Origin of the sequence: Luteibacter jiangsuensis (assembly GCF_011742555.1) — a bacterium.
In the GTDB taxonomy this organism is placed as follows: Bacteria; Pseudomonadota; Gammaproteobacteria; order Xanthomonadales; family Rhodanobacteraceae; genus Luteibacter; species Luteibacter jiangsuensis.
Map to the genome: position 1 here is coordinate 209,134 of NZ_JAAQQR010000005.1, position 23,825 is coordinate 232,958.

Annotated in this window: 28 protein-coding genes and 1 pseudogene; 15 read left to right on the plus strand and 14 right to left on the minus strand. The window is 65.7% G+C overall.

The annotated features are described in order from the left end of the window. Nucleotides 1-86 precede the first annotated feature (86 nt). Entirely contained in the window at nucleotides 87-1,526 is a 1,440-nt protein-coding gene (locus HBF26_RS12950; protein WP_167127074.1) for an amino acid permease, read from the plus strand. A gap of 300 nt (nucleotides 1,527-1,826) precedes the next feature. Here HBF26_RS12950 and HBF26_RS12955 read toward each other — a convergent pair whose 3' ends face one another. Further along, nucleotides 1,827-2,159, minus strand: coding sequence for a high-potential iron-sulfur protein (locus tag HBF26_RS12955; protein ID WP_167127077.1), 333 nt, complete (start codon nucleotides 2,157-2,159; stop codon nucleotides 1,827-1,829). A 131-nt stretch (nucleotides 2,160-2,290) separates the two neighbouring features. Between HBF26_RS12955 and HBF26_RS12960 the strand changes: the two genes are divergently transcribed. Genes HBF26_RS12960 through HBF26_RS12975 form a run of 4 tightly spaced genes read left to right on the plus strand, consistent with a single transcriptional unit; the run spans nucleotide 2,291 to nucleotide 5,288 of the window. Then, nucleotides 2,291-2,935, plus strand: coding sequence for a methylthioribulose 1-phosphate dehydratase (locus tag HBF26_RS12960; RefSeq protein ID WP_167127080.1), 645 nt, complete (start codon nucleotides 2,291-2,293; stop codon nucleotides 2,933-2,935). Further along, nucleotides 2,932-3,501, plus strand: a complete 570-nt coding sequence (locus HBF26_RS12965; RefSeq protein ID WP_167127084.1) for a 1,2-dihydroxy-3-keto-5-methylthiopentene dioxygenase — start codon at nucleotides 2,932-2,934, stop codon at nucleotides 3,499-3,501. Before HBF26_RS12960 ends, HBF26_RS12965 begins: the two co-directional genes overlap by 4 nt. A 52-nt stretch (nucleotides 3,502-3,553) precedes the next feature. Then, nucleotides 3,554-4,237, plus strand: a complete 684-nt coding sequence (mtnC, locus tag HBF26_RS12970; RefSeq protein WP_167127087.1) for an acireductone synthase — start codon at nucleotides 3,554-3,556, stop codon at nucleotides 4,235-4,237. After that, nucleotides 4,221-5,288: a C13 family peptidase gene (locus HBF26_RS12975; RefSeq protein WP_167127090.1), complete on the plus strand. Its 1,068-nt coding sequence runs from the start codon at nucleotides 4,221-4,223 to the stop codon at nucleotides 5,286-5,288. The genes mtnC and HBF26_RS12975 overlap by 17 nt, the downstream gene beginning before the upstream one ends. 148 nt (nucleotides 5,289-5,436) lie before the next feature. Here HBF26_RS12975 and HBF26_RS12980 read toward each other — a convergent pair whose 3' ends face one another. Genes HBF26_RS12980 through HBF26_RS12990 form a run of 3 tightly spaced genes read right to left on the minus strand, consistent with a single transcriptional unit; the run spans nucleotide 5,437 to nucleotide 8,411 of the window. Further along, nucleotides 5,437-6,240, minus strand: a complete 804-nt coding sequence (locus HBF26_RS12980; protein WP_167127092.1) for an amidohydrolase — start codon at nucleotides 6,238-6,240, stop codon at nucleotides 5,437-5,439. Then, entirely contained in the window at nucleotides 6,228-7,373 is a 1,146-nt protein-coding gene (locus HBF26_RS12985; protein WP_167127095.1) for a pyridoxal phosphate-dependent aminotransferase, read from the minus strand. Before HBF26_RS12985 ends, HBF26_RS12980 begins: the two co-directional genes overlap by 13 nt. A 9-nt stretch (nucleotides 7,374-7,382) precedes the next feature. After that, nucleotides 7,383-8,411, minus strand: a complete 1,029-nt coding sequence (locus HBF26_RS12990; RefSeq protein ID WP_167127098.1) for a LysR substrate-binding domain-containing protein — start codon at nucleotides 8,409-8,411, stop codon at nucleotides 7,383-7,385. 124 nt (nucleotides 8,412-8,535) lie between these two features. Between HBF26_RS12990 and HBF26_RS12995 the strand changes: the two genes are divergently transcribed. Continuing rightward, on the plus strand, nucleotides 8,536-9,120 hold the full coding sequence (locus HBF26_RS12995) for an FMN-dependent NADH-azoreductase (RefSeq protein ID WP_167127101.1): 585 nt from the start codon (nucleotides 8,536-8,538) through the stop codon (nucleotides 9,118-9,120). A gap of 44 nt (nucleotides 9,121-9,164) precedes the next feature. Here HBF26_RS12995 and HBF26_RS13000 read toward each other — a convergent pair whose 3' ends face one another. The 7 genes and pseudogenes from HBF26_RS13000 to HBF26_RS13030 all read right to left on the minus strand — a co-directional run bounded on the left by HBF26_RS13000 (nucleotide 9,165) and on the right by HBF26_RS13030 (nucleotide 14,105). Next, nucleotides 9,165-9,314, minus strand: coding sequence for a hypothetical protein (locus tag HBF26_RS13000; RefSeq protein ID WP_167024296.1), 150 nt, complete (start codon nucleotides 9,312-9,314; stop codon nucleotides 9,165-9,167). Nucleotides 9,315-9,332: 18 nt separating this feature from the next. Further along, complete coding sequence (locus HBF26_RS13005) at nucleotides 9,333-9,491, minus strand: hypothetical protein (RefSeq protein WP_167127104.1); 159 nt, start codon at nucleotides 9,489-9,491, stop codon at nucleotides 9,333-9,335. A gap of 47 nt (nucleotides 9,492-9,538) precedes the next feature. Then, nucleotides 9,539-10,303 (minus strand): annotated as a pseudogene (locus HBF26_RS13010) (ribonuclease H-like domain-containing protein); the annotation flags it as partial. Between the two features lie 224 nt (nucleotides 10,304-10,527). Next, nucleotides 10,528-12,948, minus strand: a complete 2,421-nt coding sequence (locus tag HBF26_RS13015; RefSeq protein WP_167127110.1) for a DEAD/DEAH box helicase — start codon at nucleotides 12,946-12,948, stop codon at nucleotides 10,528-10,530. A gap of 94 nt (nucleotides 12,949-13,042) precedes the next feature. Then, nucleotides 13,043-13,288, minus strand: coding sequence for a hypothetical protein (locus HBF26_RS13020; RefSeq protein WP_167127113.1), 246 nt, complete (start codon nucleotides 13,286-13,288; stop codon nucleotides 13,043-13,045). A gap of 102 nt (nucleotides 13,289-13,390) precedes the next feature. Further along, complete coding sequence (locus tag HBF26_RS13025; RefSeq protein WP_167127116.1) at nucleotides 13,391-13,630, minus strand: hypothetical protein; 240 nt, start codon at nucleotides 13,628-13,630, stop codon at nucleotides 13,391-13,393. Between the two features lie 70 nt (nucleotides 13,631-13,700). After that, nucleotides 13,701-14,105 carry a hypothetical protein gene (locus HBF26_RS13030; RefSeq protein ID WP_167127119.1) on the minus strand — a complete coding sequence of 135 codons (405 nt, stop codon included), beginning with the start codon at nucleotides 14,103-14,105 and terminating at the stop codon, nucleotides 13,701-13,703. A gap of 173 nt (nucleotides 14,106-14,278) precedes the next feature. Here HBF26_RS13030 and HBF26_RS13035 point away from each other — a divergent pair, with 173 nt between their 5' ends. Continuing rightward, nucleotides 14,279-14,626, plus strand: a complete 348-nt coding sequence (locus HBF26_RS13035) for a response regulator (protein ID WP_167127122.1) — start codon at nucleotides 14,279-14,281, stop codon at nucleotides 14,624-14,626. Here HBF26_RS13035 and HBF26_RS13040 read toward each other — a convergent pair. From HBF26_RS13040 to HBF26_RS13050, 3 genes are all read right to left on the minus strand, one after another. After that, nucleotides 14,623-14,850: a hypothetical protein gene (locus tag HBF26_RS13040; protein ID WP_167127125.1), complete on the minus strand. Its 228-nt coding sequence runs from the start codon at nucleotides 14,848-14,850 to the stop codon at nucleotides 14,623-14,625. The genes HBF26_RS13035 and HBF26_RS13040 overlap by 4 nt on opposite strands. Nucleotides 14,851-14,953: 103 nt before the next feature. Beyond that, on the minus strand, nucleotides 14,954-15,292 hold the full coding sequence (locus HBF26_RS13045; RefSeq protein WP_167127128.1) for a hypothetical protein: 339 nt from the start codon (nucleotides 15,290-15,292) through the stop codon (nucleotides 14,954-14,956). Between the two features lie 55 nt (nucleotides 15,293-15,347). Beyond that, nucleotides 15,348-16,070 carry a murein L,D-transpeptidase catalytic domain family protein gene (locus HBF26_RS13050; RefSeq protein ID WP_193569894.1) on the minus strand — a complete coding sequence of 241 codons (723 nt, stop codon included), beginning with the start codon at nucleotides 16,068-16,070 and terminating at the stop codon, nucleotides 15,348-15,350. A 348-nt stretch (nucleotides 16,071-16,418) separates the two neighbouring features. Between HBF26_RS13050 and HBF26_RS13055 the strand changes: the two genes are divergently transcribed. The 8 genes from HBF26_RS13055 (at nucleotide 16,419) to HBF26_RS13090 (ending at nucleotide 23,685) form a co-directional block, all read left to right on the plus strand. After that, nucleotides 16,419-17,933 carry a L,D-transpeptidase family protein gene (locus HBF26_RS13055; RefSeq protein WP_240151336.1) on the plus strand — a complete coding sequence of 505 codons (1,515 nt, stop codon included), beginning with the start codon at nucleotides 16,419-16,421 and terminating at the stop codon, nucleotides 17,931-17,933. Nucleotides 17,934-18,209: 276 nt separating this feature from the next. Then, nucleotides 18,210-18,947 (plus strand): 2OG-Fe dioxygenase family protein, encoded by a 738-nt coding sequence (locus tag HBF26_RS13060; RefSeq protein WP_167127136.1) that lies wholly within the window; start codon nucleotides 18,210-18,212, stop codon nucleotides 18,945-18,947. Between the two features lie 95 nt (nucleotides 18,948-19,042). Then, nucleotides 19,043-19,411, plus strand: coding sequence for a BON domain-containing protein (locus tag HBF26_RS19885; RefSeq protein WP_205287642.1), 369 nt, complete (start codon nucleotides 19,043-19,045; stop codon nucleotides 19,409-19,411). A 15-nt stretch (nucleotides 19,412-19,426) separates the two neighbouring features. Then, nucleotides 19,427-19,945 carry a hypothetical protein gene (locus HBF26_RS13070; protein ID WP_167127139.1) on the plus strand — a complete coding sequence of 173 codons (519 nt, stop codon included), beginning with the start codon at nucleotides 19,427-19,429 and terminating at the stop codon, nucleotides 19,943-19,945. A gap of 176 nt (nucleotides 19,946-20,121) precedes the next feature. Beyond that, nucleotides 20,122-20,469 (plus strand): 2-hydroxyacyl-CoA dehydratase, encoded by a 348-nt coding sequence (locus tag HBF26_RS13075; RefSeq protein ID WP_167127142.1) that lies wholly within the window; start codon nucleotides 20,122-20,124, stop codon nucleotides 20,467-20,469. A gap of 43 nt (nucleotides 20,470-20,512) precedes the next feature. Then, nucleotides 20,513-21,337, plus strand: a complete 825-nt coding sequence (locus tag HBF26_RS13080) for a CHAD domain-containing protein (protein ID WP_167127145.1) — start codon at nucleotides 20,513-20,515, stop codon at nucleotides 21,335-21,337. 97 nt (nucleotides 21,338-21,434) lie between these two features. Further along, nucleotides 21,435-22,154: a 3-keto-disaccharide hydrolase gene (locus HBF26_RS13085; protein ID WP_240151337.1), complete on the plus strand. Its 720-nt coding sequence runs from the start codon at nucleotides 21,435-21,437 to the stop codon at nucleotides 22,152-22,154. A 271-nt stretch (nucleotides 22,155-22,425) separates the two neighbouring features. Further along, nucleotides 22,426-23,685 (plus strand): carbohydrate-binding protein, encoded by a 1,260-nt coding sequence (locus HBF26_RS13090; RefSeq protein ID WP_167127151.1) that lies wholly within the window; start codon nucleotides 22,426-22,428, stop codon nucleotides 23,683-23,685. The last annotated feature ends 140 nt before the right edge of the window (nucleotides 23,686-23,825 follow it).

Here is a 23,825-nt window from a genome sequence, read left to right on the forward strand (position 1 = left end):
CTCAGCCCACAGACGAAAAGGCCGGCGGACGTCGCCGGCCTTTGCATTTGCACTATCCTCCATCGAACACGACATCCAGGCTGTCCATGCTCCAGCAGTTACTTGCCAAGAAAGCACCCCAGGCGGAACCCGACGACGCACACGGCCCGGCCCTGCGACGCACGCTCGGACCATGGGGGCTCACGGCGCTGGGCATCGGCGCGGTCATCGGTGGCGGCATCTTCGTCATCACCGGCGTCGCCGCGGCGGAGCACGCCGGGCCGGCCATCATCCTTTCCTTCATCCTCGCGGCCATCTGCAGCACGTTCACGGCGCTGTGCTACGCCGAGTTCGCGTCGATGATCCCCGTGTCCGGCAGCGCCTATTCCTACGCTTACGCCACCCTCGGCGAAGGCGCGGCGTGGTTCATCGGCTGGAACCTCATCCTCGAATACGGTGTGTCGGCCTCCGCGGTGGCGGTGAGCTGGACGGGCTATTTCGTCAGCCTGCTCGACCATGTCGGCATCCACATTCCGCCGGCGCTCACCAACGCGCCCGTGGACTGGGTGGACGGCCACATGGTGCTCACCGGCGCGCTGTTCAATCTTCCGGCGGTAGGCATCACCCTCGCGCTCACCTGGGTCTGCTACGTGGGTATCAAGGAGTCCACCGGCATCAACATGGCCATGGTGCTGCTGAAGACCGCGCTCATCGTCCTGGTGATCGTCGTCGGCGCCAGCCATATCGACACCGCCAACTGGCACCCCTTCATTCCCGCCAACGAGGGCGGCGACAAATACGGCTGGAGCGGCATCCTGCGCGGCGCGTCGATGGTGTTCTTCGCCTATATCGGTTTCGAGGCCACGTCCACCGCGGCCCAGGAGTCGAAGAACCCGCAGCGCGACATGCCGATCGGCACCCTCGCCTCGCTCGCCATCTGCACCGTGCTCTACATCGCCATGGCGGCGGTACTCACCGGCCTGGTTCCCTTCACCGAACTCGGCACGTCCGAACCCGTGGTCACGGCGATTCGCCAGCATCCGGAACTGGGCTGGCTGCGCGGCGTGGTGGAGGTGGGTGCGCTCATCGGGCTCTCGTCCGTGGTGCTGGTGATGATCATCGCCCAGCCGCGTATCTTCATGATCATGGGACGCGACGGCCTGATGCCGAAAGTGTTCACCACCATCCACCCGAAGTACCGCACCCCGCACATCAATACCGTCATCACCGGCTTGGGCATCGCGTTGCTCGCCGCTGTGTTCCCACTGAACGTGCTCGGCGATCTCACGTCCATGGGCACGCTGGTCGCGTTCTGCGCCGTGTGCGCCGGTGTCATGATCCTGCGCAAGACGGCACCGGACCTCCCGCGCACCTTCCGCGTGCCTTGGGCGCCGGTCACGTGCGTGCTGGGCATCCTCAGCTGCATCGGCCTGTTGTGGTCGATGGGTGTGCGCAACTGGGTGCTGATGGGCGTCTGGACCGCCGTGGGCGTTATCGTTTACCTCGCCTACGGGTACCGCCACAGCCGGCTCAAGCGACAGGCCTGATCCGCCGCGCGTTTCCGGCGTAAAGCTAGATTTGGCCGCAGGTCAATCTCTTAAACTATTGAATAACATCGGTTTACGGGATTAACGGCACCGTCATTTAACTGCCATTGGCCGGTCGCCCATGGAGGGGAGTATGATCCCCAGTCCGAGGGTAAATCACTTGGCAGTGGGCCCCGGATTGCCGCCCTGCGCGTCAGGCGGGTCAGCTCCTCGGCCTGGCGCGCTAGGGCTGCATTTTGAGTTCGGACACGCAAAGGCCAGCCTCGCGGCTGGCCTTTTGTCTGTGCGGTCCGGACTGCCTCAGATCATGGTGGCGTGGGAAACGCACCAGCCCTTCGCGGCCACGGCCTTCCCGGGGAAGAGCTGGCATGGGCCCCAGGCCGCCCCGGCCTTGCCCTGGTAGAAATTGCAGTTGAAGCACGCGTCGCCGGGGGCCTTCTTCCCCTGGGCCTTGCTGGCGTCTTCGGTGTACTTCAGTGCCTGGGCGGTGGGGTCGGACAACGAGACATGGGGCAGGTCCTGGGCCCGTGCCGCCCTGGGAAGCGTGCCCAGCACGCCGGCGGCGGCCACGCCACCCGCGGCGAGCTTGAGAAAACGGCGGCGCCCCTCATCGTTCTGATCGTGTGTCGACATTGCATTGGCTTCCATCGGTGGCAATGCCCCGATCGTACCCCCATCGCCGAAAGGCGAGTGGTTCGCATTCCCGCACGGCCCCCCGTAGGCCGCATGCTATAGTTGGAGCCTGTTTGGACGTCCAAATCCCCATGTCGAAGACTCCCCCGCCCGTCGTGTCCGCCCTGCTGGCCGAACGCGCCGACGCCATCGCCGAAGCTGCGCGCGAGTTGGCCGCGTTCGGCTGGACGCCCGCCACCAGCAGCAATTTTTCGATGCGGATCGACGACGATCTCGCCGCCATCACCATTTCCGGCCGCGACAAGGGCCGGCTTGGGCGCGACGACATCATGGTGGTCGACATGGCGGGCAAGGCCGTCGGCTCCGATCACCGCCCGTCGGCGGAAACCGGTCTGCACACCCAGATCTACCGCCGCTTCCCCGAAGCCAACGTGGTGCTGCACACCCATTCGCGCACGCAGAGCGTGGCTTCCCGGCTGTTCGCGTCCGAAGGCCGCGTACGCCTGGAGGGTTGGGAGTTGCAGAAGGCCATCGCCGGCTACACCACGCACGAGAGCGTGCTCGACATCCCCGTTTTCCCCAACACCCAGCAGATGCCCGAGCTGGAGGCCCGGGTGGATGCCTGGATCGACTCGGGAAAGCCGCTTTACGCTTACCTGATCGACGGCCACGGTATCTACACCTGGGGCCGCGACATGGCCGAAACGCGCCGTCACCTCGAGGCGCTGGAATTCCTGCTGGGCTGCGAACTCGACCTTAGGAGGCTGGCCCCATGAGCCGTCTGCGCATCTACGAAGACAACCGCCACGACGCGCCCCTCGCTGTCTACGAGGACCACGCCGCCATCGCCGCCGAACTTCAGGCGGTGGGCGTCCGTTTCGAGCAGTGGCAGGCGAACCAGCCGATCGCCCCCGGCGCCAGCCAGGAAGAGGTCATCGCCGCCTATCGCGCCGATATCGACCGGCTCATGCGCGAGAACGGCTACCAGGCCGTGGACGTTATCAGTCTCAAGCCCGACCACCCGGATCGCGCCGCATTTCGCCAGAAGTTCCTGAACGAGCACACGCATAGCGAGGACGAGGTCCGTTTCTTCGTCGCCGGTGCCGGCCAGTTCACGCTGCACATCGGCGGCAAGGTCTACGAGGTGCTGTGCGAACGCGGCGACCTCATTGGCGTGCCCGACGGCACGCCGCACTGGTTCGACATGAGCGAATCGCCCTACTTCGTCGCCATCCGCCTGTTCACCAACGTGGAAGGCTGGGTGGCCAATTTCACGGGCGAAGACATTGCCGAGCGCTTCCCGCGCATGAGCCCGCACGCCTCGGCGTCCACGGTTTCGTAAGCCGGCCCCGTCGTTTATCCTGCGGGGCTACCCGTTCCGCAGGCTTCGACGCATGTCCGATATTCGCGCCATCCTCACCGACATCGAGGGCACCACCAGCTCGATCGACTTCGTGAAGGACGTGCTCTTCCCTTATGCGCGGCAGCACCTGCCCGCCTTCGTGGAGACACACACCGACGATCCGGAGGTGCAGCACTGGCTGCACGAGGCGGCGAAGGAAGCAGGCATCGTCGAGGCCGGTCGCGGCGAGATCATCGACATGCTGATCCGCTGGATCGACGAGGACCGCAAGTCCACTGCGCTCAAGGCCCTGCAAGGCATGATCTGGCGCGAGGGATACGAGTCGGGCGCCTATGTGTCGCACATGTACCCGGAGGTCGCCGCGCGCCTCAAGACCTGGCACGACCGCGGCCTGAAGCTCTACGTTTATTCGTCCGGCTCGGTTCCGGCGCAGAAGCTGCTGTTCGGCTATAGCGAGAGTGGCGACCTCACACCGCTCTTCTCCGGCTATTTCGACACGCAAACCGGTCACAAGCGAGAGGTGGACTCCTATCGGCGGATCGCCGAGGCCGTGGGCCTGCCTCCCGGGCAGATCCTGTTCCTTTCGGATATCCGCGAAGAACTCGACGCCGCCCGCGAGGCCGGTATGCGCACCACCCAGCTCATCCGTCCTCCCCAGGCGATGAGCGACAACGGTCATCCCTCGGTCGCCGACTTCGATGCCATCGCCCTCTGAATCCAGGCGCCGGATCGCACTGACCGCCGTCGTCGCCTTCGCCGCGGGCGTCGCGCTCACGGCGGGCGTGCTGCACCTGAACACCAGCCCGGCGCCGGCAAGCGCGACGGCGGCAACGGCCGCTGCCATTCCAGCCGATGCGCCGGCGCCGGCCGTGTCGGCAGGCACTCTAGCCGCAGCCGGAGAAGAAGCCGACGACACGGCCCTGGGCGACGCCTGGCCCGACGACGCACCCACGCCGGAGCAGATATTCACCGCGCAACCCGATGCGCTCAACCGCGCGCTTGCGGCGCTCGCTCCGCGTACGCCGGGAAAGACGAACCTGTACGCCATCGCCTTCGGCGGCGACGGTTCCGAAGACGTATTCCGCAACGAGGCCGAGTACGTCGATACGCTGATGACGAAGCGGTTCGGCAGCCCCGGGCACACCGTGGTGCTGGAAAACAATCCGGCCACGCTTGCCACTCACCCACTGGCAAGCTGGACGAACCTCGAAGCCGCCCTCGACGGCCTCGCCAAGGTGATGGACCCGGACCAGGACATGCTCCTGCTCTACGTCGCCACGCATGGCGGCAGCGACCACTCGTTGCTGGTCGACATGGATCCGATCCCGCTCGACCAACTCGATCCCGACGGCCTGGCGGACATCCTCTCCAAGCGGCCGTTTCGTTGGAAGGTGGTGGTGATCAACGCCTGCTATTCCGGCGGATTCGTTCCGAAGATCCGCGGCGCGGGCACGCTCGTGCTGACATCGGCGCGCAAGGATCGCACGTCCTTCGGGTGCGGCGCGGAGTCGGACATCACCTATTTCGGTCGCGCCTGGCTCGCCGATGGCCTGAATGCCACGCCCGACTTCATCGAAGCGTTCGGCAAGGCACGGACGGAGATTGCGAGCTGGGAGAAACGCGACGCCGTCGAGCCCTCGGAGCCGCAGATCGACATCGGCTCAGGGATCCAGGAGAAGCTGGAAGCCTGGCGAAAAGGTGCCGGCATCGGACCGGCAGTGCCGTTCCAAGCTGCCAGGCTTACCGCGAGCACCCATCGCCGCTGAAGCGGCTCCCACACAAAGCGCGCGTGCCCCGTGGGAAACCTCTGTGCTTGGGAGGGCTTCCGAATAAGACAGTTGCTCCCACAAGAAACCGGTCACTTTTTGTGGGAGCCGGCTTTGCCGGCGATCCCGCGGCAGCGGGCCGGTTGCGTCAAACGCTCAGATCGAGCGAAAACCGGTCGGCATCCATCCAGGCCGGGAAGCGTTCGCGGTGGGCCTTCAGCGGTGCGGGGTCGAGCACCAGGGTGACCACCTGCTCCTGCGTGCCGAGTTCGACCAGGGGCTCGCCCACCGGATCGATCGCCGCGCTGTCGCCTGCATAGGGCAAATCGTTGCCGTCCACACCCACGCGGTTCACGCCGATGACGTAAGCCAGGTTCTCGATCGCACGCGCGCGCAGCAATGTGCGCCAGGGCTGCCGCCGCGGCGCCGGCCAGTTCGCCACGAACAGCGCGAGGTCGTAATCCATGCCGCCGGCCGCGTCTTCGTTTCGCCCGTTCCGCAACCACACCGGGAAGCGGAGGTCGTAGCAGACCTGCGGCAGGATACGCCAGCCTTTCAGTTCCACGATCAAGCGTTCGTTGCCGCCGCCGTAGCGGGTGTGCTCCCCGGCCATGCGAAACAGGTGGCGCTTGTCGTACCAGGCCATGTCGCCGTTCGGCGCGGCCCAGATCAGGCGGTTGTACACGGTGTCGCCGTCGCGGATCACCAGGCTGCCGGTGATCGTCGCATTCGCTTCGTCGGCGAGTGCGCGGATCCACGCCACGCTCGGGCCGTCCATCGACTCGGCATTCGCCAGCGTGTCGTTGGTGAACCCGGACAGGAAGGTTTCCGGCAGCACAATGAGGTCGCTGGGGGCCGCGCCGCGAACCAACCGGCCGTAATAGTCGCGATTGCCGGGCGCGTCGTGCCAGCGCGTGGCACCCTGGATCAGGGAAACGGTCAGAGTTTGCACAGGAGCTCCGCGGCGGCTTCCATGGTGGCGTCGTTCTTGGCGAAGCACAGTCGGACCAGCCGCGTGTCCGGCGCGCTTTCGTAGAACGGGCTGAGCGGAATGGCGGCCACGCCGCCCTCCCGGACCAGCCACTCGCTGAAATTGATGTCGTCGACGTCGCGAATGGCGCCGTAATCCACCAGTTGGAAGTACCCGCCCGGCACGTCCAGCAGCTTCAGGCGCGACGGCGCGATGAGGGCGCGGAAACGGTCTCGCTTGGCCTGGTAGAACGCCGGCAGGTCGAGGTAGTGCTCCGGCGAAGATTCAAGGAATTCCGCGAACGCCCACTGCGCGGGATTGAACGTGCAGAAGGTAAGGTATTGGTGCACCTTGCGGAATTCCGCGGTAAGTGCTTTGGGCGCCACGGCGTAACCCACCTTCCAGCCGGTGCAGTGGTAGGTCTTGCCGAACGAGGACACCACGATGCTGCGCGCGGCCAGTTCCTCGTGCCGCAGCACGCTCTGGTGCTCCTGGCCGTCGAACACGATGTGTTCGTAGACCTCGTCGGACAGCACCACGATGGGCGTGTTGCGCACGATCGCCGCCAGTTCGTCGAGGTCGGCGCGCGAGAGCACGGCGCCGGACGGGTTATGCGGCGAATTGATGAGGATCATCCGCGTACGCGGGGTGATGGCCTCGCGTACACGCTGCCAGTCGATGGCGAATGCCGGAAGCGTCAGCGGCAGGTGCACCGCCGTGGCGCCCTGCAATTCGATGGCCGGCTCGTAGCTGTCGTAGCATGGATCGAAGACGATCACCTCGTCGCCCGCCCGCACGACGGCTGCAATGGCGGAGAACAGGGCCTCGGTGGCTCCGGAGGTTACCGTCACCTCCGTGTCCGGGCTGACCCGGTGGCCGTACAGGCTCTCCGTCTTCAGGGCGATCTGCTCGCGCAGCCTGGGGATGCCGATGCCGGGGGCGTACTGGTTCTTGCCCTCGGCCATGGCGCGCGTGATCGCGTCGCGCAGGGCCTCCGGCGGTTCGAAATCGGGGAAGCCCTGGCCCAGGTTCACTGCCTTGTGCTCCAGCGCAAGCTGGCTCATGACGCTGAAGATCGTGGTGCCGACCTTGGGAAGCTTGGTTTCGAGCTGCATCGAACGCCCTTATTCGTTTGGACGGCCAAACGCCGTCGAATGTTCCGATCCTACCATGCGCGCCAGGCGGATCGCCCCCGCCTGCTCGGGGTTCGCCGCGGCCTTCTCGCAATCCTTGTGGAACTCCGCCTGGGCCTTGGGCAACCGGTCGGCAAGGAAATCGACGAAACTGCGCACGGCGGGCAGCAGGCCGCGCCGGCTCGGATAAACGAAGTGCAGCGTGCCCTGGGCGGTGGTGTATTCGGGCAGCACCCATTCGAGGTCGCCGTTCGCGATGAGGGGGCCGCAAAAATCTTCGGGCAGCAAGGCCACGCCGCAACATTGCACGGCGGCGGCAATCAGCACGGAGAAGTCGCCGCTCACCAGGCGCGGCGTGACTTCCACGGCGGCCTTCTTTCCGCTCGCATCGACCAGTTCCCACACCTGGGCGCCTTCGTGCTCGTACATCGACAGCGCCGGGAGCTTCGCAAGTTCATCGAGCGTCTTCGGGCGTCCGTTGGAGTCGAGGAACTTCGGGCTCGCCACGAGCAGGCTGCGCGCGAAGCCGATACTGCGGAGCACCAGGGTGGCATCGGTATCCAGCTTCTCGCGCACCCGGATGGCGATGTCGTAACCCTCGCCAATGAGGTCCACCCTGCGATTCGTGGCGGTAAGGCGCACCTGCACCTTCGGGTGTTCCAGCATGAAGGCGGGCAGCATCGGGCCGAGCACGTTCTGCGCCAGCGATATGGGGCAACTCACGCGGATGACGCCGCGCGGTTCCGTCCTCAGCTCGTCCACCGCGTCCTGCGCCGCCTGGGCTTCCTCCAGCACCGCGCGGCAATGCTGGTAGAACCGCTCGCCGATTTCCGTGACCACGAAGCGCCGGGTCGTTCGCTGGAGCAGGCGCACGCCCAGGCGGTCCTCCAATTGGGCAATGCGCTTGCTGAGGCGGGACTTCGGGATGCCCAGCGCGCGGCCGGCCGCGGAAAACCCGCCGTGTTCGACCACCGAGGCGAAGAAATACAGATCGTTCAGGTCCTGCAGCGCGCCGTCCATCAGGGCTTCCCGTCGTTTCGTCTGCGAAACAATCAGTCTACTCCAAGCAGGCTAATCAGGGCATTGTCTGCGGCGTATCGTTTCCCCATCCCGCTCCGGCGGTCATTCTCGAGGGAAACACGCCATGAAACTCCTGCATATCGACGCCAGCGCCCTGGGTGCCCACTCCGTGTCGCGCGGCCTGACCGCTGCCGTGGTTGCCGAGTTCGTGCGCAATCACCCCGGCATCGAGGTCACGTACCGCGACCTGCACGCCGCGCCGCTGGCGCCCTGGGCCCTGCCCGCCGGCGACGACGACCCGAACGCGGCCGAAAGCGCCAAGGCACTTGAGGAGTTCCTCGCCGCGGATGTGGTCGTGGTGGGCGCCCCGATGTACAACTTCGGTATTTCCAGCACGCTGAAGGCCTGGATCGACCGCATCGCCGTGGCCGGCAAGACCTTCCGCTACACGTCCGCGGGCCCCGAGGGCCTGGCCGGGGGCAAGCGGGTGATCGTTGCTTCGTCGCGTGGCGGCATCTATTCGCCGGGCACGCCTGCCGCGGCCATGGACTTCCAGGAACCCTACCTCAAGGCCCTGTTCGGCTTCCTGGGCGTGACCGACATCGAGTTCGTCCGCGCCGAGGGTCTGGCGATGGGCGACGATCACAAGGCCAATGCCGTCGGCGTCGCTATGGCCGGTATCGGCGGCCTGCTGCGCAAGGCGGCCTGACGATGAACCCGCATGGGCGGCTTTGGCCGCCCATGCGGGCCGGATTACGGCGAGTTCTGCTTTCCGGGTTTTTCGTTCGGCATGTTCTGGGACTCTTGCGGATGTCCCTCGCCGGGAACCTTGGGCTTGCCGTGCGAGGGCTTCGGGTTGTCTTCCCGGTAACCCGGCGTCTGCTGTTTGTCGTCGTTCGTCACGAGATCACCTCCGATCGCTTACGAGCGTTGCTGGCAGGCCGCGTGGCCGCATTCGCAGGCACTGCCCACGTTCTGGCTTTCCGTCGCCATGCGGCAGCTTTCGCTGCAGAAGTCGCGAGACACGGGGACCTGGCAATTGCAGCCCGCGTGGTCGCACGGTTTCATCGCTTCGTTCATGCTCTCGCTCCGTACGGTCATGCCTGGCAGCGTGCGCGGACCTGCGTCTAATTTTCGTCACAGCCCGGCGAAACATCCTGAACGCTCCACCCATGCGCGGCGATAAGCAGACCGCTGAGGCTGCGAACGTCCTGCAGGTTGTGCTCCGCCACCCGCACCAGATCGGCGGACGATCCGCCGCGCAAATACGTAAGCCATGCGCGCGGTGCCTCCGAACCGGGTAAATCGTCCTCGCGCACGATGCGCAGCAGCCGGCGTTCCGCCGTCTGCATCTTGCAGTTCTCCCACACCTGCCGATAGCGACGCCGCATGGGATGCAGCAGATCCACGTGCGTCAGCCCCAACAGGGGGTTCGCCATGCGAGCCAGCCGATACCGGGTGGCCAGCAGTGGCGCGTCGTACGACTTGCCGTTGTAACTGACCAGCACCGTGTCGCCGTGGATCCACTCCGCAAACGCGCGGAGCATCGCGGATTCCGCGGCCATGGCGGTGATGTAGAGCTGACGGACGCGTAGCGCTCCTTCGTGCCAGTCCGCCGCTCCGATCATGAAGGCGCGCGTACCGGTGCCGCCGGCGAGGCCCGTGGTTTCGGTATCGAAGTGCAGGACATGTTCCCGGCGTGCGGTGGTCAGCCTCGCGAACGTGAGATCGAGCTCGGCCGGCGGCTCGTTCCATGCGAAGCGCTGCTCGATGTAGCGGAGACCGGGGGAGAGTTCTTCGCCGGGAACCTCCCGGGTGTGCGGGCGAGTCGGTGCGGGCGGCTTGATCAGGCGTTCGCGCACGCCAGCCATGCGGCGAAGTGCGGCCAGATCGCGAGCACCCATCGCCGCTGAAGCGGCTCCCACACAGAGCGCGGTTCCTTCACTCGGCGGTCGAGCCAGCGCTTTCCCCGTCCGTGCAAGGCGGCTCGGCACCGACGCCTGTGTGAAGGTTGCTCCGGCTTGCTCGATCTGTGGGAGCCGCTTCAGCGGCGATTCCTGCGGAGCTGTGGACCCGGCCTGCTTGCGGAGCATGGCCAGGCGGGCTGCGAGGCTGCTCATGCGGCAACGGCGCCCAGCAGGCGAAGCACGCGCGTTGCGAGTGCGCGCGGTGTCTCTTCCCGGCCCTCGTCGGCTGCGAGCACAGGCCCCACGCAGCCGGGACAGCCGGCCTTGCACGCACAGCCCTCCACCGTGGTCAGCGCATGACCCAGCAACTCCCGTGCACGCTGGAACAGCGGTTCGCTGAGGCCCACGCCGCCAGGGAAATTGTCGTAGAGATAGACCGTGGGCAGGAAACGCTCCAAGGCATCGGGCAAGGCCAGGCCGCCGTCGGGTGCGCGCAACTGGCCGCGGCCGGCGGCATCCACCTGCGCGGACCACCCGCCATCGCCGGACCCTACCGCCTTCTGCAGGTCGCGTGGCTCGGCCATCACCGCCACCACCGCCGCGGTATGCAATGCGTACGCGGCACCGAGGAAGCCGTCCAGCGCGTGCTGGCGCGAGCGGAACGCCTCGTCCAGCACCGTTTGCGGCAACTGCCACCACACCGCCGTGGTGTGCAGTTCCTGGTCCGGCAGGTTCACGGGCCCGTAGCCGATGTTTTCGTGCGTGTAGTAGCGGATCTTCTTATAGCCGGACACCCGCCGCACGACGTGCACCTCGCCGTGCCGCGCACTGCCCTTGCCCGAGTTGCTGCCGTCGAAACACTCCAGTTCCTTCAGTTTGGTGTAGTCGATGGCATCGGTGTAATAGTCGACGCGCGTGCGCGTGCAGTACGCCTTTCGCCCCTCCCAATCGAGTTTCTCGACCTGGTACGGCACCGACTGGATCATGTGAATGGCGCCTTCGTACAAGGTGAGCGCGGCCGCCGAGTAGTCGACTTCGGCGATGATCGTCTGCCGGCCTTCCGTGCGGTCCACCACCACGAAGTTGCCGTCGGCCACCGAGCGCAGGCTGACCGCGTTCGCCGGATAGCTGTCGGCGATCCATTCCCAGCGGTCGCCTTCGCGATGCAGTACTTCCGCTTCGGCAAGCACCTGGAGGAAATCCTCCGCGTCGTCGGGCCCGAACCGGTCGCCCGCGAGGAACGGCAGCTCGAACGCAGCGCAGCGGATGTGGTCGAGGAGGATCAGCGGCTGGTCGGGCTGGATGCGCGCATGTTCCGGGCTGGCCTCGGTAAGGAAAGCCGGATGCCGCATCAGGTATTGGTCCAGCGGTGCACTGCTCGCCACCAGCACGCCCAGCGACGGCTGCTGCCGGCGCCCTGCCCGACCGAATCGCTGCCAGGTGGCCGCGATGGAGCCGGGGTATCCGTTGAGCACCACGGCGTCGAGGCTGCCGATGTCCACGCCCAGTTCCAGCGCGGAGGTGGACACGATGCCGTCCACGTCGCCCGCGCGCATGGCGCGCTCCACCTCGCGGCGCTCGGTAGGAAGGTAGCCACCGCGATACGCGCGGATGCGGGCCGGCTTCCTCGTGTCATGGTCGAACACGTCCTTGAGGTATTTCGTCAACACCTCGACCATCAGACGCGACTGCGCGAACACGAGGGTTTTCATCTTCGCCTTGATCGCCACGCGCGCGATAAGGCTGGTCTGCGATCGCGCGGACGCGCGCAAGCCGAGGTCCGGATTGATGACGGGCGGATTCCAGAGCAGCACATGCTTGTCGCCGCTAGGGGCGCCGCTACTGCCGATGGTCACCACCTCGTCCTCGATCAGCGCTTCGGCATGCTCGGTGGCGTTGCCGATGGTGGCCGAGCAGAGCACGAACTGGGGACGAACGCCGTAGAAGGCGCAGATGCGTTTCAGCCGGCGCAGCACGTTGGCCAGGTGCGATCCGAACACGCCGCGATAGGTATGGATCTCATCGATCACCACATAGCGCAGGTTCTCGAAGAACTGTGCCCACTTCGTGTGATGCGGCAGGATGGCCTGATGCAGCATGTCCGGATTGCTGACCACCACGTCGCCGTGCAGTCGGATGGCCTGGCGCGCGTCGCCGGGCGTGTCGCCGTCGAACGTGAAGGCCTTCACGCCCAGGTCGCCCGCACGATTGATGTCGAGCAGCTCGGCCACCTGGTCCTGCGCCAGCGCCTTGGTCGGGAAGAGGTAGAGCGCCTTGGCGCCGGCCTCCAGCACCGAGGAGATCACCGGCATGGTGTAGCACAGCGTTTTGCCGGACGCGGTGGGCGTGGCCACGAGCACATGCTTCCCGGCGCGGGCGGCCTCCCAGGCCTCCTGCTGATGGCTGTAGAGGCGGTCGATGCCGCGCGCCGCCAGCGCCCGGGAGAGCCCGTCCGGCATGTCCTGGGGCATCGGCGCGTAGACGCCCTCTCGCCCGAACACGGTGAATGCCGAACAGACGCGGTCGCCGTATTTGTCGGTGAGGCGATGCGCCAGGGTCTGGCCGTCGTGCCGCGCCGCGACCACGGCGTCGGCTTCGTCGGTGCGAAGGGCTTTGAGGTAAGCGGCCATGGGCGTCACGGGCGGCGGAAGGACGCCCGTTATGCCCGCGCCTCGTCTCAGATGCTGCGACGGCGGCCGGATTGCCTAAGGAGGGGGCCCTGGATCACGTGGCCCCCGCGTCCGCGCCGGCCAGGTCGGCGTCGGCGACCCGCCAGATGCCGGATTCGTCCTCCACCTTGATTTCCACCGAGTGCCCCGGCTGATGGCGGATGGCCGCGGTAAGGGTCAGCGCGTGTCGAATCGCCTCGTCGCGGGTCGAAAATTGTCCGACGACGTCGGCATTCCGCCGCAGGGTCCACTGCCCCCGCGACGATGCATTGAAAGGTACGTAGAGGATCGTGCGCTGCAAGAGGTCCGCTCCGTCGGGAAGACCCCTTCGGTCTTCGTCGTGACGAAGCTAGGTGCGCAGCTGTCGCGGGCGTGTCACGGCGAAGTCGCCGGGCCGGTCACGTCAATCGCGGCAAATGGGACGCGCATCCTGCAGCCAATCGGCGTGGCGCACGCCCTTCTCCATCGCGGCATCCACCGCGGCTCGCTCGTCGTCGAAGTTTTCCAGGAGGGTGATCATCACGAAGTCCCGCGGTCCGGCGTGGCCGGCGGGCTCGACGATGTAGGCGGCCTTCCAGAGCCCGGTCGGGGCTTTCAGGGTGCGCACTTCCACCGAATAGTGTCCAACGGTACGTCGATGCACGATACGGCCCCCTGCGTTGGCTTCGTGGCGACGGCGAATTCTTGCGCCGTCGCCGATGAAATGACAAGGGTCAGGCTTTCGGCGCGGCCGCTGCCGTCAGGCCCGAACCGCTGGCGGGGATCGAAAAGTTCTTCGTTTCACCCTGCTGTACGCTGGCATCCACATCCACCCGGTCGGCACTGCATGCCCCGTGCGGCATCATGCCGAGCTTCCGCGCACCGGCGGGCACGTGCAGCACCAGTTGCTGGCCGATCTCCATGTCCGCCACCACCTTGTCGTCCACATAGATGGCGCTCGAGCAACCTGCGCCCCAAAGACCCTGGTCGCGCACGATGTTGAGCGTGGCGTCGCCGCCGTTGGGATCCTGGAGACCGAACACCGTGCTGGAAGGAACATCGTGGATGCCGACGTGCCGCTCGTTCTGGGTGGCACACCCGGTCAGCAGGACGAGACCGGCGATGAGTAGATGGCGCATGGGGGACTCCTTGACGTCGGGGAAAAGCATTCGTTCCGGGATGTCGAAGGCAAGTGAAAAGCGTACGCTATCGGCCCATAAGTTACCCCAACCGCCCCCGTAGAAAGCGTAGACTCCCGCCCATGACAGCCAAGCCTTCCCGTCCGCCCGCCCTGGTCTTCGACCGAGCACATATGGTCGCGGACACCATTGCCATGGTGCTCGATGGCGAGGGCTACGCGGCGCACGCGGCCGTTACCTATCGCGACGCCAAGCGGGCGTTTCAGGCTTTGCCGGATTTGTCCCTCATGGTGATCCACGCCGACACCCCGGGAGAGCGCCGCGGCAGCATGCTGTTGCAGGCGGCGCTGCGCGAGCGCCCCACCACGGCCATGGTCGTGGTGTCCAGCCGCATGCCGGAGGACCTGGCGCCGTTCCCGAGGTCGGCTGTGTTTCTCGAGAAACCCTTCGATCGGGCGCAGCTGCTCGACGCCATCGACCGGGCCCGTTCCTCGCGGCCCGCGACCCGCAAGCCGGACTAACGTTCCAGACGGGCCAGGGATTCCCGCGCCATCCGCCAGCCTTCCGACCGGGCCATCTTTTCGGAATCGTAGGAGACGCCGCCGCTATCGCTGGCGTCGATGATGGTGGTTCCATCGCGGGCGAACACCCGGTAATCCCAGGTGTACCTCGGCACGCCGTTCGCGCTGCTGTCGCGCATGCACTCCACGTCGATGCGGGAGTCCTCGTCGAGGTCGTGGCTCATGACACGCTCCGGTTGCCCATCGGGAAGCCGATGCAAGCAACCAGGCGATCAACGCAATGCGAAAGCGCGGGAAAAAAAGTGTGCGGACCTGGAGAGCCCTGGATCAGAGGCAGGAAATAGCCTCGTCACGGAAGCGGCTGTCGTATTCCCCGCCCTTGGTCTTCTGGACTTCGTGCATGACGACCAGGGCGCCGGCGCCGTTCGCGGTCACGTCCAGGCGCTCGTGCTTGCCGTCGTCGCTCGCGGTCACGCGGCCTTCGTCGTCCTTCGCGTCGCCCTTGGCGTTCTTCGCCAGGGCCTGCCACTTGGGCTCCACGCACTGCACATAGGCCGTCACGCTCTTGCCCGTCTTGCTGCTGAGCTTGGGCAGGCTGTCTTTGAGGCCACTGCTGGCGCAACCGGCAAGGAGGGTGCAGGCGGCGAACGCAAGAACGTGTTTCATGCTGGATTCCACGGTGAGGTTCCGGGAATTCTAGCGCGACGGCGCACCGGTGCGATCAGCCGCCCGCGCGCGAGGCGATGCTCGTCTCCGCCTTGGCCAGTTGGCCGTTCTGGCATTTCAGGTAATGGGACGAGGCCAGCCAGCGTTTGTCCGGGTAGTACGAAAACACCATCTGGCCGCCCTTCAGGGCATCGATCAGCTTGTGCGCGATGGCCGTGCGCACCGCGGGGCAGCCCCAGCTGCGGCCGATGCGGCCCGCCACCTTCGCCATCGCCTCGTTCACATAGGCCGCGCCATGGATCACGATGGCGCGGGCCATGGCCTGATCGTTTACCCCTGGCTCCAGGCCCTGCATGCGCAGCGAGTACCCGTTCTTGCCGGTGTAGGTGTCCGAGGTACGGAACAACCCGAGGCTGGAAGCCAGACTGTTGGGCGCATTCGAAAACTGCGTCGAGTTGGCGTCGCCGCTGTTCTTTCCGTGCGCCACCAGTTCCTGGAAAAGGAGCTTGCGGTTGACGGTGTCGAACACCCAAAGCCGTGGTTCCGACGACGGCTTCGAATAGTCGATCACGGCCAGCCGGTCGGCCGGCTGCCCGCCTTGCGTTTGCGCACATTCGGATGCCTTGACTGCCAGCCCGATCACATGCGGATCGGCCGACGGTGCCAGGCGCGCCAGCGCGTCGCCGAGCGAATCGGCGGCATGGGCGGAAAGCGGGAGGGAAAACAGGACGCCGAGTACAGGCGCCGATGCGAGGAGCGTCCGGAGCGGTCGAATCATGCGGCAAGCCGTGTAAGCATCAGCCCACATCCTAACGTGCTGATCATTTATTGACCACAATATCGTCACATCGGCGCCCTTCAGATATGTGAAACGACAATAATCAGCGCCAGAAAAGTAAGGAATCGATAGGCAATGGCTATGGAAATCAGGTCGCGGAGCATCTTTACCTTTATAGGGATGGCTGCCCTGCCCCTCGGGTCTATCGGCCAGGACCTCCCGCCAGCCGCGTCCGCGGCCTCTCCGCCCCCCATAGTGGCCCAGGAGCCGGCGCCTGCGACAAGCGCTGCGATCGCGCCCGCCAACGACGATCCCGTAGCCCAGGCGATCTTCGCCCGACTGCAGCAGATGACGCCGCTGAATGGCGGTCCGCTGCCGCGTGCCGATGCGGCGCTCGGGAAAGCCGTGGCCGATTTCTATGCGCAGCGCCACTACAGCGCAGCGTGGTCCGACGACGACAACGTCGGCCAACTGCTGGCAGGGCTGGCGTCGACGGAGGGCGACGGCCTGCTGCCCGAGGACTACCGTCTGTCCGAGCTGCGCACGATGGCAGAAGCCATGAAACAGCCAGGCGTGACGACTGCCACACACGCCGAATTCGAGGTCAAGGCTACCGGCGCCTACATCACCGCGCTCGTACAGCTCGCGCGCGGCAAGGTCGACCCGAACAGACTCGATCCCACCTGGAACTTCGACCCCGCCGCCATCGATCCGCAGCAGGGCATGTCCATGCTGCAAACCTCCATCGAGGAACGCAGCGTGGACCAGGCCTTCGCCATGGCGCGGCCACAGAATCCGTTGTACGCGCAGCTTCGCTCCGCCCTGGCGGAGCTTCGCACCACTGCCACGAACGGCGGCTGGCCCGGCGTGCCCGCGGGGCCCACCCTGAAGCCCGGCATGAGCGACCCGCGAGTGGCGGCGCTGCGTGCCCGGCTCGTCGCCGGCGGCTACCTCGACCCCACCCTCGCCGAGGGCGATCGTTACGACAATCCGCTGAAGGACGCCGTCAGCCGCTTCCAGGCCGACCAATACCTCGAGCCCGACGGTAGCGTCGGCGCGGACACGTTGGCGGCTCTCAACGTCCCTGTCGAGGCGCGCATCGGGCAGGTGCGCGCCAACCTCGAACGGGCACGTTGGCTGCTGCATTCGTTGCAAGGCACCTTCGTGGTCGTCGACGTCGCCGGCTACAAGATCACCTTCTATCGCGATGGTCAGCCGGTCTGGAAGTCACGTGTGCAGGTAGGCAAGCCCTATCGCAGCACGCCGATCTTCCGTTCGCAGATCACCTACGTGACGTTCAACCCGACCTGGACCGTGCCGCCCACGATCCTGAAGAACGACGTACTCCCGAAAATCCGGAAGAATCCTTCCTATCTGGCGAACAACCGCATCCGCGTGCTCGATCGCAGTGGCAACGTCGTCAACCCGTCGAGCGTGGATTGGTCGCGCCCTGGCGGCATCACCCTGCGCCAGGACGCAGGTCCCGGCAATTCGCTCGGCCAGGTGGTCATTCGTTTTCCGAACTCGTACGCGGTGTACCTGCACGACACGCCCCACCAGGAACTGTTCGAGAAGGCACGGCGCGACACCAGTTCCGGCTGCATCCGCGTGGAGCATCCGTTGCAACTGGTGGAACTGCTCTTCAACGACCCGCAGAAGTGGAATCGGCAGGCCATCGACGAACGTATCGCCACAAAGAAGACGCAGAACGTCACCCTGCCCACCGCCATTCCCGTGCTCATCGCCTATTGGACGGTGGACATCGGCGAGAATGGCAAGCTGGCCTACAAGCCGGATGTGTACCAACGTGACGGCGCGCTCATCGCCGCGCTGGACAAACCGCAGCCGCTGCGCACGCCGTGAGCGCGTAGGGTCAGCCGACGGCCGAAGATCGCCCTTCGTCTTTGCGGATAAAGGTGATCTTCCCATTCGGTTCCAATCGCGCAATCGCCACCGTGCCTTCGTGTTCCATCCCCACGCACGGCGAAATGCCACCAGGGCTCCGACAGTTCAAACCATTCGTTCATCGCCGTCCTCCTAAGCAAGCTGTAAGGCCTTCGCCGACGCTTCACGCAGTAGGCGAAAATGTCGCACCGCGGCGGATAGGGGCCAGCGCGGGGGTAGTCGTATACTTCACCAATGAACGCCCCTCAGGAAGCGACCGGAACCTCCCTCCACGACCAGGTGCGCGACGAGGGCTTTGCCTTCGTGCACGGTCCGGACATGCGCATGCTGGTGGAGCACGTTGCTCCCCTCTCCGACTGGGAGGCCTTCGCCGCCAGCTGGAATGCCCTGGAGCCCGACACCTACCTGGCCGCCACCGGGCGCTTTCGCCGCAGGCGCCATGCGACGTTCGCCGCGTCCCGCTTCGGCCACGTGGAGCCGCGCCCGCATCAGGCGCACTTCCAGACCCTGGCTTACAACACCCTCCAGGGCGATATCGAGCGCTGGTTCGAGCCCGTCCTCCCGGAGATCGCCACCGGGGCCACCATGAGCGCGATCCTCGACTTCTGCCGGGATTTCTTCGGCGGCCTCTCTCCCGAGGTTCCTCGCTGGCATGTCGAAGTGCACCAGTTCCGCATCGAAGCCACGGCCGGCGCCGCCGGCGAGCCCACGCCCGAAGGCAGCCATCGCGACGGAGTCGACTACGTCTTCGTGCTCCTGGTCGACCGCGAGAACATCGCCAGCGGCACCACGACCATCCACGCGCCCGACGGCCGTGAACTGGGCGAGTTCACGCTCGCAAAACCTTTCGACGCGGCGCTCATCCACGACCCGCGCGTTTTCCACGGGGTCACACCCGTGACACCGCTGGACCCATCGAAGGCCTCGCATCGCGACGTGCTGGTGGTGACCTTCCGCGCCGAGGCTGGCTGACGGCAAAACGGGCCACGCGTCCGTCGCACGGATTGCACCACCGGTTCACGCTCGTCACGGCGTACTGCGCGCACCGCAGACACCGAGTAACGGCCGTGAACGTACGTGCACCTCTCATCCTTCTTATCGCTCTCGCCGCAACGGCGCCCGCCTGGGCGCAGGACACGTCGAAAGTCGACGACACCGCCATCAACAAGCGCGACCGTCATGCGGAAAGCCTGACGCCGATGGATCAACCGAACAACGCGGACGACATCCGCGTGGCGGCTGCGGTGCGCAAGGCCCTCGTCGCCGATTCGTCGCTGTCCACCTCGGCCCAGAACGTGAAGCTCGTTGCGGCGAAGGGCACCGTCACCTTGCGCGGCCCCGTGAAGACGGAGGAGGAAAAGGCCCGCGTGGAGGCGATCGTGAAAGGCGTCGCCGGCGTGACCTCCGTGCAGAACCAGCTCGACATCAAACACTGATCAAAAGGGATTCCCATGAAAGCGTCCGTCTATTGCACTACCCGCACCGTGGAACAGGCCGAGATCATCGTGCTCGAACTCAAGCAGGCCGGCTTCACCAGCGACGACATTTCCGCCCTGCTCCCCGATCGCCGCGGCACGCGCGACTTCGCGCATGAGCACCACACCAAGGCGCCGGAAGGCGCAACCACGGGCGGTGTCGTCGGCCTTGGCCTGGGCGCCGGTCTGGGCTGGCTCGCCGGCATCGGCGCACTGGCGATTCCGGGTGTCGGCCCGTTCATCGCCGCCGGTCCCATCATGGCGGCGCTCGGCGGCGCGGCCGTCGGCACCGCCACCGGCGGCATCATCGGCGCCCTGGTCGGCATGGGCATCCCCGAGTTCGAGGCGAAGCGCTACGACGCAAAGGTGCGTGAAGGCAGCATCCTCATCTCGGTGCACACCGAAAGCAGCAATCAACGTGACGTGGCCAAGGACATCTTCAAGCGCAACAACGCGGACGATATCTCCACGGGTGCGGAAGCCAGCGCGCCCTGATATCCACAGGTGCTGTGGAAAGTCCCTGGACAACCATGTGGATAAGTGCCCCGCCGCCTTGTGCGGCGGGCACTTGCATTGCATTGGTCACAAGCTGCGCAAAGGGCGCGCCTTTTCTCAAGTGCTGAACGGGTCACCGTGTCACAATGGCCGTTCCACCGGTTCCAAGTAGCGCAATGAACTCGTCCGGCAAATATGACTTCAAGCAGTTCCAGGAGGAACTTGCCGCCCTCGATCGCAAGGCCGCAGAAACCAGGCCCGCCACGCCTGTCCCTTCCCCCGCGCCGGCTCCCGCCGCGCCGAAGCGCCGTGGCCGGCCGCCGAAGGTCGACCCCCTGGCCGCCGCCCGTGTGGAATTCGAAGCCCTTCGGCTGCGACATGGGCTTACCGTCGCCGATGTCGTGTCATGGTTCCCCGCCGAGGAAGGCATCGCCTATCTCCAGGGCCTGATCGCTGCCAGCGAACCGAAGCCTCGACGCCGCCGCAAGGCCGACCCGCCCGCGGACGGGAGCGACGAGGGCTAGGCCAGGGTGACGTCCCGCCTCGGGTCTGCTATCTAGGGGGCCCATGAGCCCAGCCAAAGCGCCGAGCATTGCGGCCGTCCTCGCCTCATCCGCGGCCAGCGAATGCCGCAAGGCGATCCGTTCGCTTTCCGATGCGAAAGACCGACATCGCGGCATCCACGAAGCGCGCAAGGCCATCCGCCGCCTGAAAAGCCTGCTGGTGCTCGGGGAGGATCCCTTCGCCGAATCGATGCCGTCGATCAAGGCCAGCCTCGCCGACCTGGCCGAAAGCCTTTCCTCGTTGCGCGACGCCTACGTGGCGCTCGATACGGCGCGCACGCTCGCCGGGCCCCGACCTTCGCCGGGGTGGCGCCACGCGCTCGAAAGGCTGGAACACCGCTGCGATGGCCGGCTGGCGGCAGCACTGCACGACGATCCCGGTTTCCTCAAGCGACGGAGGACCATCCGCGAGCTTGCCGCCACGCTCGAGGGCCTGCCATGGCGCATGCTTAACCAGCGGACGGTCGAAGAGATGCTGGAACGCTCGGAAAAACGGCTGGAAAAGGCGCGGAAGAAGGCGAAGAAGAACGCTACCCCGGCCAATGCCCACAACTGGCGAAGGAAGGCTCGGCGCCTGCGCATGCAACTCGAACTCTGGCGTCGTATCCAGAAGGCGCGCGGTAAGAGCGGACACCACCATGTCCAGGGCAGGAAGGAACGAGCCCGCGAACTGTCGCTGCTGTCCGACGCGCTCGGCACCAAACAGGATCTGCGCGCCCTGCGCGCCACCCTTCGCTCGTTGCGCGAACCCGAAGCCATGGCGCCGTTGCTGTCGCAGATCGGCGACGAACTGAAGAAGCACCGCAAGAACCTGCAACCGCTGTCGTAGCCCTCCCCGCGCGTTGGAAGTCCAGACGTCCGTACGCGGACGCATGGCACGATGCGGCAACTGCGCTACGCTCGACCTCCCTTACCCGGAGATTCCCATGTCAACGAAGCGCCTGAAGGTCGTCGTCGCGTGCTGCATCGCCGCCCTGCCCGTTTGTGCCGCAGCGGCCACCGCAGATGGCTTCACGCCGCTGTTCGACGGCAAGACCCTTGCCGGCTGGCATTCCTTCGGTCAGAAGGGCGTGGGCAAGGACTGGAGCGTGGTGGACGGAACCATCGAACTCCATCGCGACCTGAAGGCACCGCGCGAAGACTTCGCCGATCTCGTCACCGACAAGGAATACGAGAACTTCGACCTCAAGCTCGAATGGAAGATGACCCCCTGCGCCGACGCCGGCATCATGTTCAACGTGCAGGAAACACCGAAGTATCGGGAAACCTGGGAAACGGGCCCGGAGATGCAGATCGCCGACCTGGTGTGCACCAAGCCCGACAGCTACACGCTGTATGAGCGTTCGGGCGATCTCTTCGATCTGATTTCCTCGGACATCGAGAACGTGAAGGAGCACGGCAACTGGAACGAGGTGGAGATCGTGGTGAACCACGGCCACGTCCAGTTTTTCCAGAACGGCCACAAGACCGTGGATACCACGCTCTGGACGCCCGAATGGAATGCCCTGGTAGCGAAGACCAAGTTTGCGAAAATGCCGGACTTCGCCCGATTCCATAAGGGGCGCATCGCCCTGCAAGGCGGCGAGGACAAGGGCGTGGAGCCGATCCGCATCGCCTTTCGCAACATCCGCATCAAGGAACTGTAGGCCTACCCGGCGCCCGGAACTCTCCTGAAGGAGCCGCAGCGGAGAGACGAGCTTCGTGTGGGAGCCGCTTCAGCGGCGATGGGTGCTCGCGGCAAAATGTCCCTCGTTGTCATTGCCGCCGATTATGCGCATCGATTTACCCGCGCAGTACGTCACATTTCGCTAAAAGCCCAATAGACAACGTTGTCATGGGAGCCTAAACCGGAGTCGCTTTCGCAGTCGATCGACGAGGCAGGGACGCTTCACCATCACACTCGAACTGGAGGCGCTCATGCTTATCAAGACATCCCTCGGGCTGGCTGTCGCCCTTGCCTTCTCCGCCGTGGTACCCGTTCGCGAGGCGCATGCGGCCGATGCCTGCGCGGCAGCGTGGGAGGCAAGCAAGGTCTACACGGCCGGCAACACGGCCAGCGAGAACGGCGTGAACTACGTTGCAAACTGGTGGACGCAGGGCAACGACCCGGCCACGAACAATGGCGGCAGCGGTTCCGGACAGCCGTGGACCTCGCAAGGGTCGTGTACGGGCGGCGGCACGCCACCCGACAATCCGCCGGACAACCCACCTGACAATCCGCCACCGACCTCCGGCGACCTCCTGTTCAGTCCCTACAAGGACATCACCATCAACCTCGACTGGAACACCAACATCATGTCCACCATGGTGACCGGTACCCGTCTGCCCGTCGTGGGCAGTGGCAGCCTGGTGTCCACCCAGGTGCCGAATCTCGGCGCCATCACCCTCGCCTTCGCCACCGGCGAATGCGGCAGCGAGAACTGGGGCGGCGTCCCGGCCGCGGCATTCGCCAGCGCCAACATCGCCCGCCTCAACAATGCCGGGGTGAACTACGTCGTTTCCACCGGCGGTCAGGCCGGCGTCTTCACCTGCGGCAGCGCCACGGGCATGGCCGCGTTCCTGTCGCGATACATGGGCCCGCACATGGTGGGCGTGGACTTCGACATCGAAGGCGGGCAGTCGTCGGCGCAGCTCAATGCGCTGGTGAGCAATGCCGTGTATGCGGAGAGCCTGTACCCCAACCTGCGTTTCTCGTTCACGCTGGCCACGCTGGCCGCTTCCGACGGCAGCTATGGCGGCGTCAATGCCACCGGCGATGCCGTGGTGCGCGCGGTCAAGGCGTCGGGCCTGAAGAACTACACCATCAATTTGATGACAATGGACTACGGCGCCGCCGGACCGGGCATCTGCGTGGTTAAGAACGGTGCGTGCGACATGGGACAGTCCGCCATCCAGGCGGTGAAGAACCTGCAGCACACCTACGGTATTCCTTTGAGCAAGATCGAGATCACGCCCATGATCGGCGTGAACGATGTCAGCAGCGAAACCTTTACTGTCGCCGACATCGACACGGTGACCAATTACGCAGCCACGAACAAGCTCGCGGGCGTGCACTTCTGGTCGCTGGACCGCGACACCCCCTGTGGCGGCGGCTTCGCCTCGCCCACCTGCAACTCCGTGCCCAGCACCACCGTGCTTCAGTACACGAAGCGATTCCTGAGCAATCTCGGTAAGTGACGTCGCACGGTGGGAGCCGCCCGGGTGGCTCCCACCGGCCGGCGTGACGCCAGTCACAGCAGACATCGCGACTGCGAGGGTAAGCAGCTACTAGCCGGCATCCCCCTTTCCACTGCGACAATCCTCCGCGCGCCAAAGTG